This is a genomic window from Streptomyces sp. NBC_01260 (assembly GCF_036226405.1).
Classification (GTDB): domain Bacteria; phylum Actinomycetota; class Actinomycetes; order Streptomycetales; family Streptomycetaceae; genus Streptomyces; species Streptomyces laculatispora.
Window position 1 is genome coordinate 1 of sequence record NZ_CP108466.1, and the last position, 14957, is coordinate 14957.

The following is a 14957-nucleotide window of genomic DNA, read 5'->3' on the forward strand; positions in this document are numbered from 1 at the left end:
CCGCAAGCGGAATTCCAGGAAAGACGCTTCGCGCCTTTCGGGTGGCTTATCGCCGCCCTTTCCCTATTCCTTAGCCCAATTCCTCGCGCTTCGCGCATCGGTGAATTCAATTCGAAGATTTGCCAAATCTGATGAATTCTAGAAATCCTTCCTTACCTCGATTTCGGCATTTCGAGACCCCCTTTAGTTGCCCATTCTCTACCCCTGAGACGACCCTTATCGAGCCTTCCTAGATTCCCTTTCTTCGCATTTTTGAGAGTTTATAGCATCCCCTTTCGAGTGCATCAACCCGCGAATCCCTATGTACTGTTGGCAGTTTTCCATGACACCCCCGACGGTCCCAGGCATGGAAAAGCCCCCTCCGGAGAGGGGGCCATTCCTGCGTTTTAGCTGGTCAGGAGTACCGGACGCGCGTGCCGGTACTCCTGCCTACGCGTTCTTTTCCTGTGCTGCGTAGTAGGCGAGGATCTGCGATTCGGTGAACAGTTCCTTTCCCTTGATGATGGTGGGCTTCGGGAAGTCCTCACGGCGGGTCTTGTTGGCCCGCAGGGTGTCGTACTTCGGCACGCCCTGGCCGGGGCCCAGGCGGCGCGAGATCTCGGCCAGGCTCAGCAGCTCCGGCGGTGCGGTCGGGTCGGGCTGAGCGGCCTCCTGAGCGCCGTGGGCGCCCTGGGCGGGGACCAGGCGCAGCCTGTCACGCGAGGGCGTCACATCGGCCTCTGAGAGCGTCACATCGGCCCCGTCGTGTGACGGGCGACCTGCGGTTTCGTCGCTGAGACCCCCCTCCAGGACCCCCTGGGGGCCGTTGAGGGCTCCGTCACGTGATGTGGCCTCCACGCGGCCCCGGAGGAGCTTCGGGATGCCCCGGGGGCTGTTGGCCGGCGGCTCGCTGTAGAGGCCGCGGTCGCTCCAGCCGAAGCGCTCGCGGAGGTCGAGGTAGTACTGGTTGTAGAGGTCCTTGGCTTCCTCTTCGCTGGCGGCGCGCTTTCCGCTTTCCTCGTTCTCGTCGGGAACGAAGAGATACGGGGTCTGGTAGGAGAAGGGAATTCCGTCAGTGACGGTGACCATGCGGCCCGCCTTTTTCACGCTGGGCGGCATGATGCTTTTCGGGAGTCCGGTAATGCGCTCCCACTGGTGGGGGTCGTAACTACCGAGCACCTTGAACTGGAAAAGCGGGCGGAGTGACTGGCCGCTGAATTCGTTGTCCTTGAAGTCCTGGAATACGGCCAGCAGGTGGACGTTGGCCGCGCGGCCGAAGCGGAGAATGCGGGCTACGGCCTCTTCCCAAATCGGGTCGGCGGCCGGGTCCTTATCCTCACCGGTCTTGGTGCGAATCTTGTTCCACACGTTCCGGAGGATTCCGGCGAGTTCGTTGGTCTCCTCCAGGAAGATGTAAAGCGGGTCAAACTCGGTCGCGGTTCCCTGCTCGATTTCGTAGAAACGGGCCATGACGACGTCGGCGCCCCAGGTAAGCGCGCGGCGCATATCCAGGCCGTTTTCCGGGTCCTTGTAGAGGTAGACGCCGGGGACATTTACGAGCGGTGCGAGGCTGATGAGCTTCGGGTCAATGCCGAGGATGATTCCGCGCTTCATGACCATCTGGACGGCGAGCCACTGGAGTGTCGTGGACTTGCCGCCGCCGGAGCCGACCGAGAAGGCCCAGTGGGAAACTTCGCCCGCCATCTTCCGGACGACCAGTTCGTTGTTCTCGTCCGCGCCGAGGAGGAATTCGTCCGGCGCGAGGTTGGCCAGCGCCTCCTGGACGCGCGGCTCGTTGATATCGACGGCCTTGGGCGGCGTGGGCTTCGGGGCCGGCGGCTTGGGCGGCGGCTTGTGGGTGTAGACGGCGGTGGCGTGCTCGCCCTGGAAGCTGAACCGCCCGGCCCACTCCCCCGGCAGTCGGGAGTTGATGAGCTTGGAGACGGTGTCCTTCTCGATGTCCGAGCCGCGGAACGTCCAGGGCAGGCGCAGGACGATGCGGGCGCCCGGGTCGGCCAGGTGCTCGGGGAGCTGGAGCCAGCTCTCGCGCGGCTCGTCGTCGGGGAGGCCCAGGTCGTCGCGCAGGATCGTCCAGACCTTCGGGCCGTAGACGGCGTCGTCGCCGGGCTTCTTGGGCTGGTGGCGGTGGGCGAGGACCGAAAGGCCGGCGGCGGCGACGACCAGGGCGACGATCGTCCAGGTGCGCCAGGCCGGGACGGTGAGTCCCAGCAGGGCGACCGTGAGGCCGAGGCGGGTCAGGCCGCGGGCGGCGTAGGGCCAGCAGTGCCAGGCCCGCAGGGCGTGGGCGAGGGTGCGCACGACGGGTGCGACGACGCCGTACACGGCCCGTACGACGCCTGCGGTGGCCTGGTACCACCCGTGGACCTTGCGGGCCATCTTGACGGCCCAGCGGACCGCACGGACGGCCCAGTCCAGGAACGCGGCGCCGCGTCCGGTGTAGGTGCGGAGCCAGGTCGCGGCGTTGCGGGCCCAGGGGCTGGGCTGGCGGCGCGGGGTCTTGACCAGGCTCACGCGGGGCGGGGCGAAGGCGATGGACCCGAGCTGGACGGCCGGGGCGTCGAGCGGGTCGGTGCGGCGAGTGCCGGCGCGGAAGAAGGTCGCGTTGCTGCGGGGTTCGCCCCGGAGCTCCCGGCCGCCGTAGAACCGGGCGATGGCCCAGACGGCCTTGAAGAGGGCCACCAGGCCGCCCCAGAGGCCCTTGAAGAGGCTGACGAGGCCGTGCAGGAAGCCTTTCCCGGACGGCCGGACGGTGCCGCCGCCCTTCTTCTTGCTCGTCTGGTCGGCCGCGATGCCCAGGACCAGGAGGATCCCGAACATCGTGGTGTTCCCGCCGGGCAGGGTGGCCGCGCCCCAGTTCCAGGCGGCGGCGAACGCGTCGGCGACCCAGCCGCCGTTTTCGGTGGCCGGGTCGGGTGGTGAGCTGGTGTGGGCCGCGAGCGCGGCGGTCATGCTGTGCACGGGATTCCCCTCGGTGTTCGTGCTGGAGGGATCCGGCCGCCCGGCAGGTGGTGAATCTCTGGCAGGAGAACCTGCCGGGCGGTGCCGAATCCTGATCTTTGCGAGTGGGTCTGACACCGTGCGGCCTCCGTCCTGTGGACGGAGTCCGCGTAGTGCCCGTAGAGGTAGGTCGAGCCGTGGCCGTGTGACATCGCGGCCGGTACTTCTCTCTTGGGACAGGTGTTTTTTTTGGCCGCTGTGTGACAGCGCGGCGGGACTTTTTTCGGGTCAGAGGTACTGGCCGACCGGAGCGGACTCGGTCTGCTGGGCGTCCGCCTTGGCCTCGCGGAAGTACTTGGTGACCGTGGACTTCGTGGCGGGGTCGTCGACGTCGCGGTTGTGGCGGGTGGCGATGGCGTCGAGCACCGTGCGGACGTCCTGGACCCCGTCCGCGACCATCCCGAAGACGTCGGCGCGCATGGACCGCTTCTTCTTCGGCTCGGTGCGGACGACCTGGAGGTCGGGGCGGATGTTCTGGCCCTCTTCGGCCTGGTCAGAGCCCGTGTCGGTCGGACGTCCGTTCCCATCCGCCGGGATGGTGGACTCCTGGGCTCGTGAGTCCATGACGTCGTCAGCGGATGCGGCGGGGAGAGCGGGGCGGGTGGTGGCGGACGTCAGGGCCGGGAGGTCGGACGTACCGCCGAACATCTGGGACAGGGCGGCGTTCGCGCCCGCGCCGATCCGCTCGCGCTGGATGTCCATCAGGTCGGCGCCGAGGCGGACGTCACCGGTGCCGACATGCCGGGCGAGCTTCCAGGACTTCTTCACCGACCGGGCGCGGACCTTCTTGTCCGGGTGGGACGCGGCGCGGGCCTGGTGGTAGGCCAGGTCCCGGACGATGGCGGCGGACCGGGCTTCGGCTTCGACGTCGCGGCCCTCCTGGTGGATGACGACGCGGCGGGACAGGAACGCGATGCCTTCCGCGCTGGCCGTGATCGCCATCGGGGTGAGGCCGTAGACGAGTGCCTGGCCGATGCCGGTCGCGGCGGTCGCGCCCATCGCGGCGGCGGCGGCCGGCAGGGCCCAGAGTCCGGCGCGGACCAGGAGCGGCGCCGACTGCCCGAGGAGGGTGGTGACGAGGAGGACCAGGGCCAGGACGGCGGTCGCGCCCTCACCGGCCGCGAGCGCGCCGACGGCGGTTCCGCTGCCGTACTTGCCGCTGATGTTGGTGTAGGTGCCGACGCCACCGGCCGCGCCGACCGCGATCATCGGGACGATGGCGGTGATCAGGACGCCCCTCTGCATCCGGGTGAGCTTCCGCAGCCGCGGGGCGTTCGACTCGGTTCCGTCCTCGGTCACGACGGCCGTTTCCTGGGTGTTCTTCGACTTCTTCACGGGGTTCCTTTCCGGTTGGTGACGCCATGGGCTCGCGGCCTCGTGGCGTCACCAGGGGAGGGCTGACGCTGGTGGGGGTTACTTCTTCGCTTCGGTTGCTGCCTGGGTGAGGCCCTTGAGCTTGGAGACCATCCACCCGGCGGCGACGACGGCGCCCACGGCGGTGATGCCGATGGGGACGGCGTTCGCGCCGACCACGCCGATGAGGCCCATGAGGGTGCCGCCGCAGATGACGACCAGGCCCGCGACGCAGCCGCACAGCACGACGGCGACGACCAGGAGGAGGACGACGTTGACGACCAGCTCGCGCTGGGCGGGGCTCATGGACGACTGCTCGGGGAGCTGGACGACGATGGGCTGGGGCTGGCCGATCGTGTAGTGGTACGGCACTCCGTCGCGGTACTCGACGGCCGGCGGACGGTGGTGCGCGACCGGGGCGGCCTGCGTGGGGAACGGCTGCGGAAGGTACTGCCGCTGCTGGGGAAGCTCGGGGTTCATGTCGGGTCCTCTCAGGCCGCGAGCGCGGTCGTCGGGTAGTCGGCGCAACCCGGGCAGCAGCCCAGGGACGTCGGGATGACGTAGGGGAAGGTGACCGCACAGAGCGGACAGGTCCGGCGGGCCCGCATCATGGCGGCGACCGCGCGGGCCCGGCCCGGGGTCATCGGCCTGACGGGGGCTGCCAGGTCGAGGCGGTAGAGGTAGGCGGCCCGCACGGGGCGGACCCGAGTGAGCGGGTCGCGCCGGCCGAGCCAGAGGATCTGAGCGATGACCGGCTGGCCGTTGGGCCGCAGACCCTTGGACCGGAGCTGACGACGGGTGGCCAGGCCCTCGGGGGCGAGCTTGCGCGGGAACGTCGGGATCCCGAACTCCTTGCCCTCCGGATCGAAGAACCTCATGTGGTCACCTCCTTCTCTGCTGGTGGTCGGTCTGTGGTGGCGTCGTGGTGTCGTGAGTCCACGACGCCACCACGGGCGGGGTTCAGCGGCGAGATCTGGTCACGGCGACCAGGACGGGCAAGGTGTAGGCCAGGCTCACGGCGAGCGCCCCGAGGAACGCGATGGCCAGGACCAGCAGGCCCGAGGCGAGCGGCATCCCGCCCCGGGGCAGCAGGCCCACCAGGCCAGCGACGACCAGGAGCGCGCCGAGCTGCGGGGCCCGGGAAGCGACGTGCGCGGCGAGCAGCGCGATCAGGGTCCGCATCAGAACCACCGACGCTTCCCAGGCACGATCATCGACGGCGGGCACTTGCCACCCATGTGGGAGACGCAGGCCGGGCAGTCCTCACGCGGGGCCAGGTGCGCGTGCTGGGTCCGGCTGTCGTACGCGTGCAGCCAGCACTGCGTGCACTCGCCCGCCGGGGGGTTCAGCGCCTTCTGGCTGGCCATCAGAACCACCCCGACTTCTTCTTCTCGCGGCGCGCGGCGGCCTCCTGGTCGATGACCTGCTGCCGCTCGCTCTCCAGGACCCGGACGTCGGCGGCCAGGCGCTCAGCCGCGTTGTTCCAGATCCGTTCGGCGCTGCGCTCCGCCATGGGCGACGACTTGAGCCGGGTCGCCTTGGCCAGCGCCACGCCCATCAGTCCGGCGAGCTTGGCCTGGTCGCCCACGGGCAGGGCGCTGGACTCCAGGGAGCGGACGCGGTCCAGCCTGTGCTTGGCAGCCGCGATCTCGCGGTCGAGCTTCCGAGTGTTCGCCATGGTCAGCTCCCGTTCTTTCCGGACGTGTCGTTGGACGAGTTGTTGTTGCGCTCCCGGAGCTGGCGCTCCATCTCGGCGCGCTCGGCGTCGGTCATCACGCCACCGCCCCGAACGAGGAGCGGAGACGGCGGGCACCCGCGTGCTTGCGCTTCCAGATCGCCTTCTCCGACCGGCCGAGCCGCAGCGCGATCCGGCGGTCCGACAGACCCTGGGACTTGAGCTTCCAGACGGCGGCCTGGCGAGGGGTCAGCACAGCGAAGGCCAGCGCGTCCGCGTCGGCCGGCGCGGCAGTCGGGAGGTCCCAGGACGCGACGGCGTCCGTCCAGTCCTGGGGCTGCTCACTCGCCCGCTTCGGGGCGTAGTACGTGGCGGCGGCGCGGAAGGTGATGCACATGAGCCACGGCAGCGCGGCCTCGTCCGAGCCCTTGAGCCGGTTCACGGTCGTCGCGGCCTTCACCCAGGCGAGACCGGCGATGTCGTCGGCGTCGGCGGGGCGCTTGGCGCGGGTCGCGGCGTAGGCCAGGACCCTGGAGGAGTAGAGGCGGAACAGCCGGTCAAGGCGGTCCGCAGAAGCCGCGGTGAGCGGCTGGGTCTCGATACGATCCATGGAGGATCGCTCCCTTCTGTGCACGTCAGACGGGTTTGGTCTCAGGCCCCGGTTCGGCATCTCACCTACGAACCGGGGCCGTTCTGTGTGACCAAGAAACTTCCTGTAGGAAGTGGCTTCCTGTAGGAAGTTAGGGCATGATGCGGGTACCGTCAAGCAACATCCGATAGGAAGTACCGAGGAGGCGTAATGGCAGGGACCGTGGCTGGCATGGCTGCATATCTGAAGGCCCGGATCGACCTGGGGACACTGGAGGCCGGCAACAAGCTGCCGCCGACAGCCGCCCTGATGAAGCAGTTCGACCTGAGCGACAACGCGGTCTACCGAGGCATCGCCCTGCTGAAGGCTGAGGGCTACGTCCACTCCCAGCAGGGCAAGGGCGTGTTCGTCTCCGACCGCCGCCGACTGATTGCCGGGGCGAACCGGATCAAGGGCATCACGTCACCCGGCGAGAGCATCCACCACAAGCTGAGCGCCCGCGTGGAAGCTCCTGACTGGGTGGCCGCCGACCTCGGGGAAGGCGAATGCGTCAACCGAGTCCGCACCGTGAACCGCGGGGACTTCATCCTTCAGGCGTCCCAGTCCTGGGTTCACCTGGATGTCGCTGAGGTCGTCCCGGAGGTGGACGAGCCCCAGGCATGCGACCCGACGTGGCAGGCCATCTACGAGCAGCGCTCCGGCAACCCTGTGGGCGTCGCTTCCAAGACCGTAGACGCCCGGATCACCAGCGCTGCGGATCGCGAGGCCCTTGGACTTGACGCCGATTTCGCCGTTCTGGTCATGCGGAGCGTGTACGTCACCGGAGACAAGGTCATCGGCGTGGGCGAGGGCGTCTATGCCCCCGGCCACCCGCTCGCCATCGCCTGACGGAAACTCGTGTCCCTACCGCGCGTAGGGGTGTCCGCTACACGTCGTAAGCTGCACAGAACGCACGAACAAGATCCCTAAACGCAAAAAAGCCGCAAGCCCCAAACCGGGCTCTAAATGAGGGTTCGAAGCCTCAAGCAGAGTCGAAGTCCCGGAGAAGGGCTAGCGGCGACCGTCATAGGTCTGCTGCCGAGTGTAAGGCAGGGTGGGGGAGATTTCTCCTCCCCCCTTCCAGCGATCACTCGACCAGTGGGCCAGGAAGGCTCACGTGAACCACCAGGACCAGAGCTCGCAGACGAAGGAGTCTGCGGAGATCCCCGAGCAGGACACGGGCGGGACGGTTTCGACTCTCGCCCGGGGTGGAGTCCTCCCGCAGACGCAGCCGATCCCCGGCATGAAGGTCGGGTGGCTGTTCCGCACTGCCGATCGGATGATCCTTCACCGCTCCGGGCAGAACGCGCCCGCGCTCCCGATCGGACTCGTGCCGAAGATCCTCGGGAAGATCAGCTACCGGGACGCCGACCGACGCCATACGAAGATCGCCTACCTGATCGAGACCGAAGAGGGCGCACGGATCGTCCAGGCTCACCAGATCCTGGACGGCACCTGGGCCGACGTCGTCGGCTGGGACCGGCCCGTTTCACGCGACGAGTGCCAGGCGTACGCCAAGGTCATGTCGATGGACGTGCGCGAGGCACCGGAAATGCCGTCGATCCCCGTGAAGAACAAGGACGGGGGCCTGGTCCTGCCCGGCGCGGACTCCCAGGATCTCGGCTACATGCGCACGGGCGACCCGGACGAGGATGCGGCGCTGGTCGCCTGGCGTCGTATCGGGGAGCTGGCCATGGCCGCACCGCGCACGACCCTGGGCCTGGCGGCGTTCTTCGGCGCCCCTCTCACGTCCTCGCTCCGCTCCATCCACACTCACGTGCTGGTGCTGTACGGCTCGGGCCAGAAGGGGAAGTCGACCCTTCAGAAGGTCCAGGCCGGGGCGATGGGCGATCCGGGCGAGACCTACAAGATTTTCGGCGCGCTGAACACGACCGCCCATGCGCTGCCTGAGTACCTCATCCAGGCCCGGTACCTGCCGATGACCCGCGAGGAGCTGTCCTCGGGCGGCTGGGGCCTGAAGGAGATTCAGGCGATGGTCAGCCGCGTGCTGGGCGGCGCCCGGCGTGACCGTCTCGACCAGTCCGGGGGCATGCGCTCCAGCATCGGCACCTTCCGCTCCATGCTGTGCGTCTCCGCGAACGAATCGCTGCTGGTCCCCGGTCAGCCCGAGTCGTTCGCCTCCCGCGTCATCGAGCTGCACGAACCGTTCTTCAAGTCAGCCGACGCGTCCGACGAGGCGGTCGCCCTGTCCGAGCAGTACCACGGGTGGCCGCTGGTCTGGGCGGAGCGGGCCGCGATGTTCTCCGCCGAGCGCATCCAGGAGTGGCGCGAGCTGCACGACCAGGTGACCAAGCGCCTGAGCACCGCAGACAGCGGCATCCCCTTCACGCTGGCCCGGACGATGGCCCAGTGGGTCGTGGGCGGGTACATGCTCGGGGAGGTCCTGGGCCTGCCGATGATGGGTGAGGTCGCGTTCGAGGACGCGCGCCAGGAGCTCCCGCGCGTGACCGACACGGCGGCGGTGAACAACGTGAGCCCGGGTCAGAGCGTGTGGGAGCTGGTGGCCGGCGCGATCGCCATGCACCCGGCGATGTGGGTCACCTCCACCATGCTGACCGGAGAGTTCAACGACGCGGAGTTCAAGCCGCGGGAGGTGCTGGGCTACTGGCACAAGAACTCCAAGACCGACGCGAGCGAGCTGCACGTGTACGGCGAGGCGCTCAAGCGCATGGGGCTGGAGGGCGGCGTCGTCCTGGCCCCGGGTCTGGGCGAGCTGAAGCGGCGGGGCATCCTGCGTGTCACTCAGGCGCGCGGGTTCAAGTCCAAGCCGCCGTCGGTCAAGCTGCGCGAGCGGGTGCAGGACATGGTCTACATCTTCGACGTCGACGCGGGCCGGGACGCCTGGGATCCCGCCGAGGAGAAGGTCGTGCACGACGTCGCGCCGTCCCCGGCGGACGACTCGCCTATCGCGAAGGCTGAGCGGGCCGCGCTGGAGCGGGCCCAGGAGATCGGCACCGGCAAGACCTCGGACGCCGCGAGTGACGACGCCACGGACTCGCGGGCTCATGACGCCACCACGGAGATCGTGAGGGTGCCGCCGAGGCCCGTGGCGGCCCCGTTCGTCGCCTACCCCGAGCCGGTCATCGAGGAGAGCGACCCGGCATGGGCGAGCCTGGTCGCGCGGGCGAAGAACCACCGGACCAAGGAGGCGCTGCGGATCGGCGTGCTCGGTACGGACGGGCTGTACCTGCCCAACCGCAGGCCGATCGCCAGTGTGCGGCGGCCGGCCTCGGTCGATGACGTGCCCGAGCTGATGAAGGCGTACGGGCTCAAGACCCTCTACCTGCACGGCGACCTGCTGCCCGTCCTCGACCTGCCCGCCTTCGACCCGCGCAAGGTCGGCGGACCGCAGGCCCCGGCCGCGTGCGAGTGGGGCGAGCCCGGCCCCGCCATCGCCAAGATGCAGCCCGCGTCCGGCGTCTCCTGCTGGATGACCCTGACGACCCCCGAGGGCAAGCGCCTGAGCCTGGGCATCCCCGCGTACGAGGGGCGGTTCGACAAGCTCGGGCTTCCCGGCCGGGGTGGCTTCGGCGGAGCGGAGAGCCCGGCCGTCCTGCTGGACGCGCTGATGGTCTACCTGCTGTCCACCGAGCACGGGCCGCGCAAGGACCCGAAGGTGATCCCCTACTACCTCAGCCCGAACAAGACCGCCGAGGACTTCGCGGGCGGCCTGGACCGCGACGACGTCGTCTCCCCGATGGTCCGGGCGATGGCCAAGCGCGACGACCACGGCGAGGAGGCCGGGAAGAAGTTCCAGCGCTGGTCCGGCCCGCTGGCCGAACCGATGGGCGCGCGGACGATGGTCTCCCCTCAGTGGGCCCGCAACCCCGACCTGGCGGAAGAGACCGACACCTACCTGCACAAGTTCGACCGGGTCGCGGCATGGCTCCCGGCGTTCAACAGCGCCATCCTCGGGATCGGTGACCCGACCCACCACCAGGGCGGCTGCGAGTACGAGGCGTTGAAGGCCGGCATGTGGCGGGTCGCCTCGGTCCCGCCGGTCACCGGGCCGCGGTTCGAGGGTCTGCCGACGCTGGTCTTCTCGAAGGCTTCCGCAGGCGGGTACTGGCTGTTCAACCCGGACATGGACCTGCTGATCGAGTACTTCCCCGAGTGGGCAGACGGGATGGAGATCCTGGAGGCGTACGTCTGGCACGACTCGAAGCGGGCCCTGGGCGGCATGTACAACAAGCTGCTGGGGATGCGCCGGTTCATCCTCAAGTGCCAGGAGGAGGGCCGCCCCGGGGCCCGCTGGGTCAAGGGCGTCCACGGTCGGCTCTACCAGTCGTTCCGCGGCTACCTCGGGCGCAACGACCCGAAGACCGACAACGAGACCGGCGACGTGTACGCCCGGGACATCTACTGGAGGCCCGACTGGGCCAAGAGCATCATGGCGCTGGCCAACGCGAACACCTTCCGCGCGCTCATGAAGTACGCGGCCGAGGGCCGCTATCCGCTGTCCCTGTACGTCGATGCAGTGACGTACACCAGCGAGCACGCCGACCCCGAGCAGGCCAAGCCGGAGGCGATGGTCCTCGGGACGTCGTCGGGCACCTGGAGTTCGGAGGGCGTCATCCCGCTGGCCGACGTCATCGAGCGGCTGCGGGAGTCCGGGATCGACCGGGAGCACGACAACGCGCACACCGTGATGCGCGAGTACCTGGCCGCGCAGAAGACGCAGGAGGGCTGATCCATGGGTAAGTGGTGGAAGTTCGGCCGCGGGGGCGGAAGCAAGGACGGCGAGGAGGGCCAGGCCCCGGCGCCCACGCCGGAACCGACCCCGCCCCCGGCGGCACCCGAGGCACCCGCGCCCGCCCCGGCCGGGGAGAAGAAGCCGGGTCTGCTCGGGCGTCTCTTCGGGCGCGGCCGGAAGAAGGAAGCGCCGGCAGAAGCGACTCCGCCCGAAGCAGCTGCACCGCCGACGCCGCCGCCCGCTCCTCCGGCTCCTCCCGCACCGCCGTCCCAGGGTCCGTCCGGGGGCAGCGAGGAAGGTGGCGACAGCGAGGGAGCCGGGGGCGAGGAAGGCGAGGAGGAGAAAGAGGAACGCGTCTTCCCGTCATCGGTGACCGCCTCCGTGGACGGCTCCTGGGTGATCTCAGACAGCGTGTGGCACGGCCTCATCGCCGGGACGCTCAGCGGGGAGGACGCGAAGGCGTTCATCCTGCACTGCGAGAAGGGGCGCGAGCACAAGGCCATCGAGCTCCTGGCCGCCGCGTACGACAAGGACGACATGGGCTTCGCCCGGTACCTCGACACCAAGCAGTCGTCCTGGGGAAGCATCGACTACTGAGGAGAGCAGCGACAGCAGGAAGGCCCGCACCGGTCGATTGGTGCGGGCCTTCCTGCTGTCGTGCGGGTTGTCGCGCAGAGGGTGCTGTCGTCTGCCATGACCTGGGCCGATACCCCGGAACCCCTGCCCCTCCAGGAGGCGCGACAGGGGGCACGACAGCCTCTTTCGTGGGTTCCCGGCCCCGTGGGGTCGTGACGTCACCAGTGAGCCTCTACGCTGCCGCCCATGGACATCTACGCCATGACGAACCAGAAGGGTGGTGTCGGCAAGACCGCCAACACCATCAACCTGGGTGCGGCGCTCGCCGAGTACGGCCGCCGCGTGCTGCTGGTCGACTGGGACCCCCAGGGCCACATGACCGAAGCCCTCGGGGTCGAGGAGAGCCCGGACGGCCGGACGATGAAGGGCTGGACCCTGGGGGAGTGGCGGGGCGACCCGCACGAGCTGGTCGTGAAGTACCGCGAGAAGCTGCACGTCCTGCCCACCAACATGGACATGTTCATGTTGGACAAGGGGCTGTACGCGGTCGGCGCCCGTGAGATGCGGCTCGCCAAGCTCCTGGAGCACTTCGAGGACGACTACGACGCCTGCGTGATCGACGCGCCGCCCTCCCTCGGGATCGGCACCGAGTGCGCGCTGATGGCCGCCCGGAAGCGGTCCGGCCGGCGCGGCGGCCTCCTGGTCCCCGTCGAAGCCGAGGACTCCAGCATCCGGGCGCTTCGGCTGCTGCTGCGGCAGGTGGCCGTCCTGGCCGACATCATGGACGCCGAGATCGAGATCCTGGGCCTGATCCCGACCCGGTTCGACATGCGCGACGGCGAGATCGTCTCCTCCATGCTCGAAGCATTCCGCGGCCTGGGCGACCCGCCCGTCATCGCTGAGATCAAGAAGCGCACCGACGTCCGCAAGGCGTGGCGGGCCAAGGTGCCCGTCCTGGAGTACGACCCGAAGTGTGAAGCGTCCGGATGGTTCCGCGACCTGGCGAAGGTGGTCCTGGCCGTATGAGTGCAGCACGACCGGCAACCCCGCCGCCGGACATGAGCGACTTCAGCGACCAGGTGAAGAAGCTGAAGACCCTCCGGCGCGGCGAGAAGCCCGAGCCGGACGACCAGGAGCAGCGCGACGTCGACCAGGAGCAGCCGCGCGGCCGTCGCCAGTCCCCGCCGGGTCGAAGCCGCGGGGGCCGGCGCCCGCCGCCCGCCGCCGCCGACGCGGTCCCCACCACCGTGCGGTTCGACCCCGAGGAGTCCTCGCAGATCGACCGGTTCGTCCTGGAGCTCCGCGACGACGCAGGACGCCGGGCGCTGGACAAGGCAGAGGTCGTCCGGGAGCTGATCCGGATGGGCATGGAGCACGAGCCGACCCGCAAGACGCTGCTGAAGCGGCTGCGGTGAGGCGCTGAGCAGGTAGCAACAGGCGCTGCAACAGGCGCTGCAACAGGGCTGCAACGCTTCCCGCGTTGCGGCCCTGACGTGCGTAAACGGTCGCGCTGCACGGGCAGCAAGGGACGTTGCAGCGGGCCCTTGGTGACGTCATGAGGCCACGAGGCCGCGAGTTCACCAAACACCCTTGACAGAAGGTGTGCGGAAAGCGCACAGTATGGGTGTGCGGAAAACGCACACCATCCGAGAGGGGAACACCGTGGCCGTCTCCATCACCCGCACCACCGAGTCCACCACCATCGACTGGACCCGCTCCGACGACCCGCAGGGCTACCTCGTCCAGGCCATCGACAACGGGCGCCTGGAGCAGGCCCTCACCGCCCTCGGGCTCAACACCTACTCCGACATCGCCGCCCTGGACGAGTTCGAGCGCGCCGAACTCCTCCGCAGCACCGCCCACCTCGTCAACGACCTGACCCGCCGCGTCCGGCATCTCACCGTCGCCTGCCGCGAGAGCGGCATGAGCTGGGGCACCCTCGCCTCCAACCTCACCGGCGACCCGCAGGCCCGCAGCACCGCCCGCAGCACCTACGACGCCGGAGTGCGCCAGCTCGGCACCCAGCCCCTGCCGATGACCACCTACATCTGGCGCGCGGAAGACGTCACCGACCTCGGAGACCCGACGCTGGGCGGCTCGATGACCGGCACCGTCACCGCCGCGTCCGACGAGGCCGCGAAGAAGTCGGTGGAGACCCAGCTCAAGAAGAAGGGCCTGGTCGTCAACGGCACCCTCAGCCTCATCCCGCAGCCGACCCAGGACTGACCCGCACCGCACCCACCGACAGCCCTCACAGACCAGGAGACCCACATGCTCACCGCCGTCGTCGCCGTACTCGGCACCCTGGCCGGCGCCTTACTCACCGGCACCCTCCAGCACCTCAGCCAGCGCGCCCAGCGCACCGCCACCGAGACCGCCACCCGCCGGGCCGACGCCGTCACCGCCATCACCGAGCTGGCCTCCGCACTGGCCGACCACCGACGCGCCATGTGGATCAGGGAAGACCTCCGACTGCGCGGCCAGGACTGGACCGCCGCCCGCGCCGAGAGCCACAGCACCCGATCCGCGGTCACCGCACCGCTCCTGCGGGTGCAGCTCCTGCTGCCCGCCGTCGCGCCGGCCGCGCAGGAAGCCGCCCGCGCCACCTACGCGCTCCGCGACTCGGACGGCCAAACGCCCCTCGCCGCCGCCCGACTCCACGCCATCCAGAAGACCGACGCACTCGTCGAAGCCGCCGGAACCGCGCTCGCCGCATAACTCAAAGCCACCCCGAATTGACGCCCGCCTGATAAACCCCCTCGAATTCCCCTCCCGGACAGGGAGGGGAATTCCTATTTCCAGGCTCCGGCCGACACCTTAAACCACGCAGAGCAACCAGCTCGGACCCGCCGGACGCGCCAGACACCCCCTGCCACACACCTGCCACACATCAATGTGTGGCAGGTCCCCAACCTGCCACACACGTGCCACACACGCGAAACCAGCCCTGACCTGCGAAAACATCGAACCTGCCACACATGCCACACATGCCACACATGAAATCACCCCTGTAG

General features: G+C 69.1%; 15 protein-coding genes. 7 read left to right on the forward strand and 8 right to left on the reverse strand.

The window, feature by feature from the left end:
* Positions 1 to 429 precede the first annotated feature (429 nt).
* From OG322_RS41345 to OG322_RS41380, 8 genes are all read right to left on the reverse strand, one after another.
* A complete protein-coding gene (locus OG322_RS41345; RefSeq protein WP_329307843.1) occupies positions 430 to 2958 on the reverse strand; it encodes a hypothetical protein in 2529 nt (842 codons plus the stop codon).
* 267 nt (positions 2959 to 3225) lie between these two features.
* Positions 3226 to 4332: a conjugal transfer protein gene (locus tag OG322_RS41350; RefSeq protein ID WP_329307844.1), complete on the reverse strand. Its 1107-nt coding sequence runs from the start codon at positions 4330 to 4332 to the stop codon at positions 3226 to 3228.
* A 78-nt stretch (positions 4333 to 4410) separates the two neighbouring features.
* Positions 4411 to 4830, reverse strand: coding sequence for a hypothetical protein (locus OG322_RS41355; RefSeq protein WP_329307845.1), 420 nt, complete (start codon positions 4828 to 4830; stop codon positions 4411 to 4413).
* An 11-nt stretch (positions 4831 to 4841) separates the two neighbouring features.
* The gene (locus tag OG322_RS41360; RefSeq protein ID WP_329307846.1) at positions 4842 to 5228 is read right to left on the reverse strand and encodes an RRQRL motif-containing zinc-binding protein; all 387 of its coding nucleotides are present in this window, start codon (positions 5226 to 5228) and stop codon (positions 4842 to 4844) included.
* Positions 5229 to 5310: 82 nt separating this feature from the next.
* Entirely contained in the window at positions 5311 to 5532 is a 222-nt protein-coding gene (locus OG322_RS41365; RefSeq protein WP_329307847.1) for a hypothetical protein, read from the reverse strand.
* A complete protein-coding gene (locus tag OG322_RS41370; RefSeq protein ID WP_329307848.1) occupies positions 5532 to 5717 on the reverse strand; it encodes a pRL2-8 in 186 nt (61 codons plus the stop codon). Before OG322_RS41370 ends, OG322_RS41365 begins: the two co-directional genes overlap by 1 nt.
* Entirely contained in the window at positions 5717 to 6028 is a 312-nt protein-coding gene (locus OG322_RS41375) for a hypothetical protein (protein ID WP_329307849.1), read from the reverse strand. The genes OG322_RS41370 and OG322_RS41375 overlap by 1 nt, the downstream gene beginning before the upstream one ends.
* Before the next feature lie 94 nt (positions 6029 to 6122).
* Complete coding sequence (locus tag OG322_RS41380; protein WP_329307850.1) at positions 6123 to 6635, reverse strand: RNA polymerase sigma factor; 513 nt, start codon at positions 6633 to 6635, stop codon at positions 6123 to 6125.
* Positions 6636 to 6845: 210 nt separating this feature from the next.
* Here OG322_RS41380 and OG322_RS41385 point away from each other — a divergent pair, with 210 nt between their 5' ends.
* The 7 genes from OG322_RS41385 to OG322_RS41415 all read left to right on the forward strand — a co-directional run bounded on the left by OG322_RS41385 (position 6846) and on the right by OG322_RS41415 (position 14661).
* Positions 6846 to 7502, forward strand: coding sequence for a GntR family transcriptional regulator (locus OG322_RS41385; RefSeq protein WP_329307851.1), 657 nt, complete (start codon positions 6846 to 6848; stop codon positions 7500 to 7502).
* Between the two features lie 268 nt (positions 7503 to 7770).
* The gene (locus OG322_RS41390; protein WP_329307852.1) at positions 7771 to 11364 is read left to right on the forward strand and encodes a hypothetical protein; all 3594 of its coding nucleotides are present in this window, start codon (positions 7771 to 7773) and stop codon (positions 11362 to 11364) included.
* Positions 11365 to 11367: 3 nt separating this feature from the next.
* Entirely contained in the window at positions 11368 to 11964 is a 597-nt protein-coding gene (locus OG322_RS41395; RefSeq protein WP_329307853.1) for a hypothetical protein, read from the forward strand.
* A gap of 225 nt (positions 11965 to 12189) precedes the next feature.
* A complete protein-coding gene (locus OG322_RS41400; RefSeq protein WP_329307854.1) occupies positions 12190 to 12969 on the forward strand; it encodes a ParA family protein in 780 nt (259 codons plus the stop codon).
* Positions 12966 to 13358, forward strand: coding sequence for a hypothetical protein (locus OG322_RS41405; protein WP_329307855.1), 393 nt, complete (start codon positions 12966 to 12968; stop codon positions 13356 to 13358). The genes OG322_RS41400 and OG322_RS41405 overlap by 4 nt, the downstream gene beginning before the upstream one ends.
* A gap of 211 nt (positions 13359 to 13569) precedes the next feature.
* Positions 13570 to 14169, forward strand: coding sequence for a hypothetical protein (locus tag OG322_RS41410; RefSeq protein ID WP_329307856.1), 600 nt, complete (start codon positions 13570 to 13572; stop codon positions 14167 to 14169).
* Positions 14170 to 14214: 45 nt separating this feature from the next.
* Entirely contained in the window at positions 14215 to 14661 is a 447-nt protein-coding gene (locus OG322_RS41415; protein ID WP_329307857.1) for a protein kilB, read from the forward strand.
* Positions 14662 to 14957: the final 296 nt, after the last annotated feature.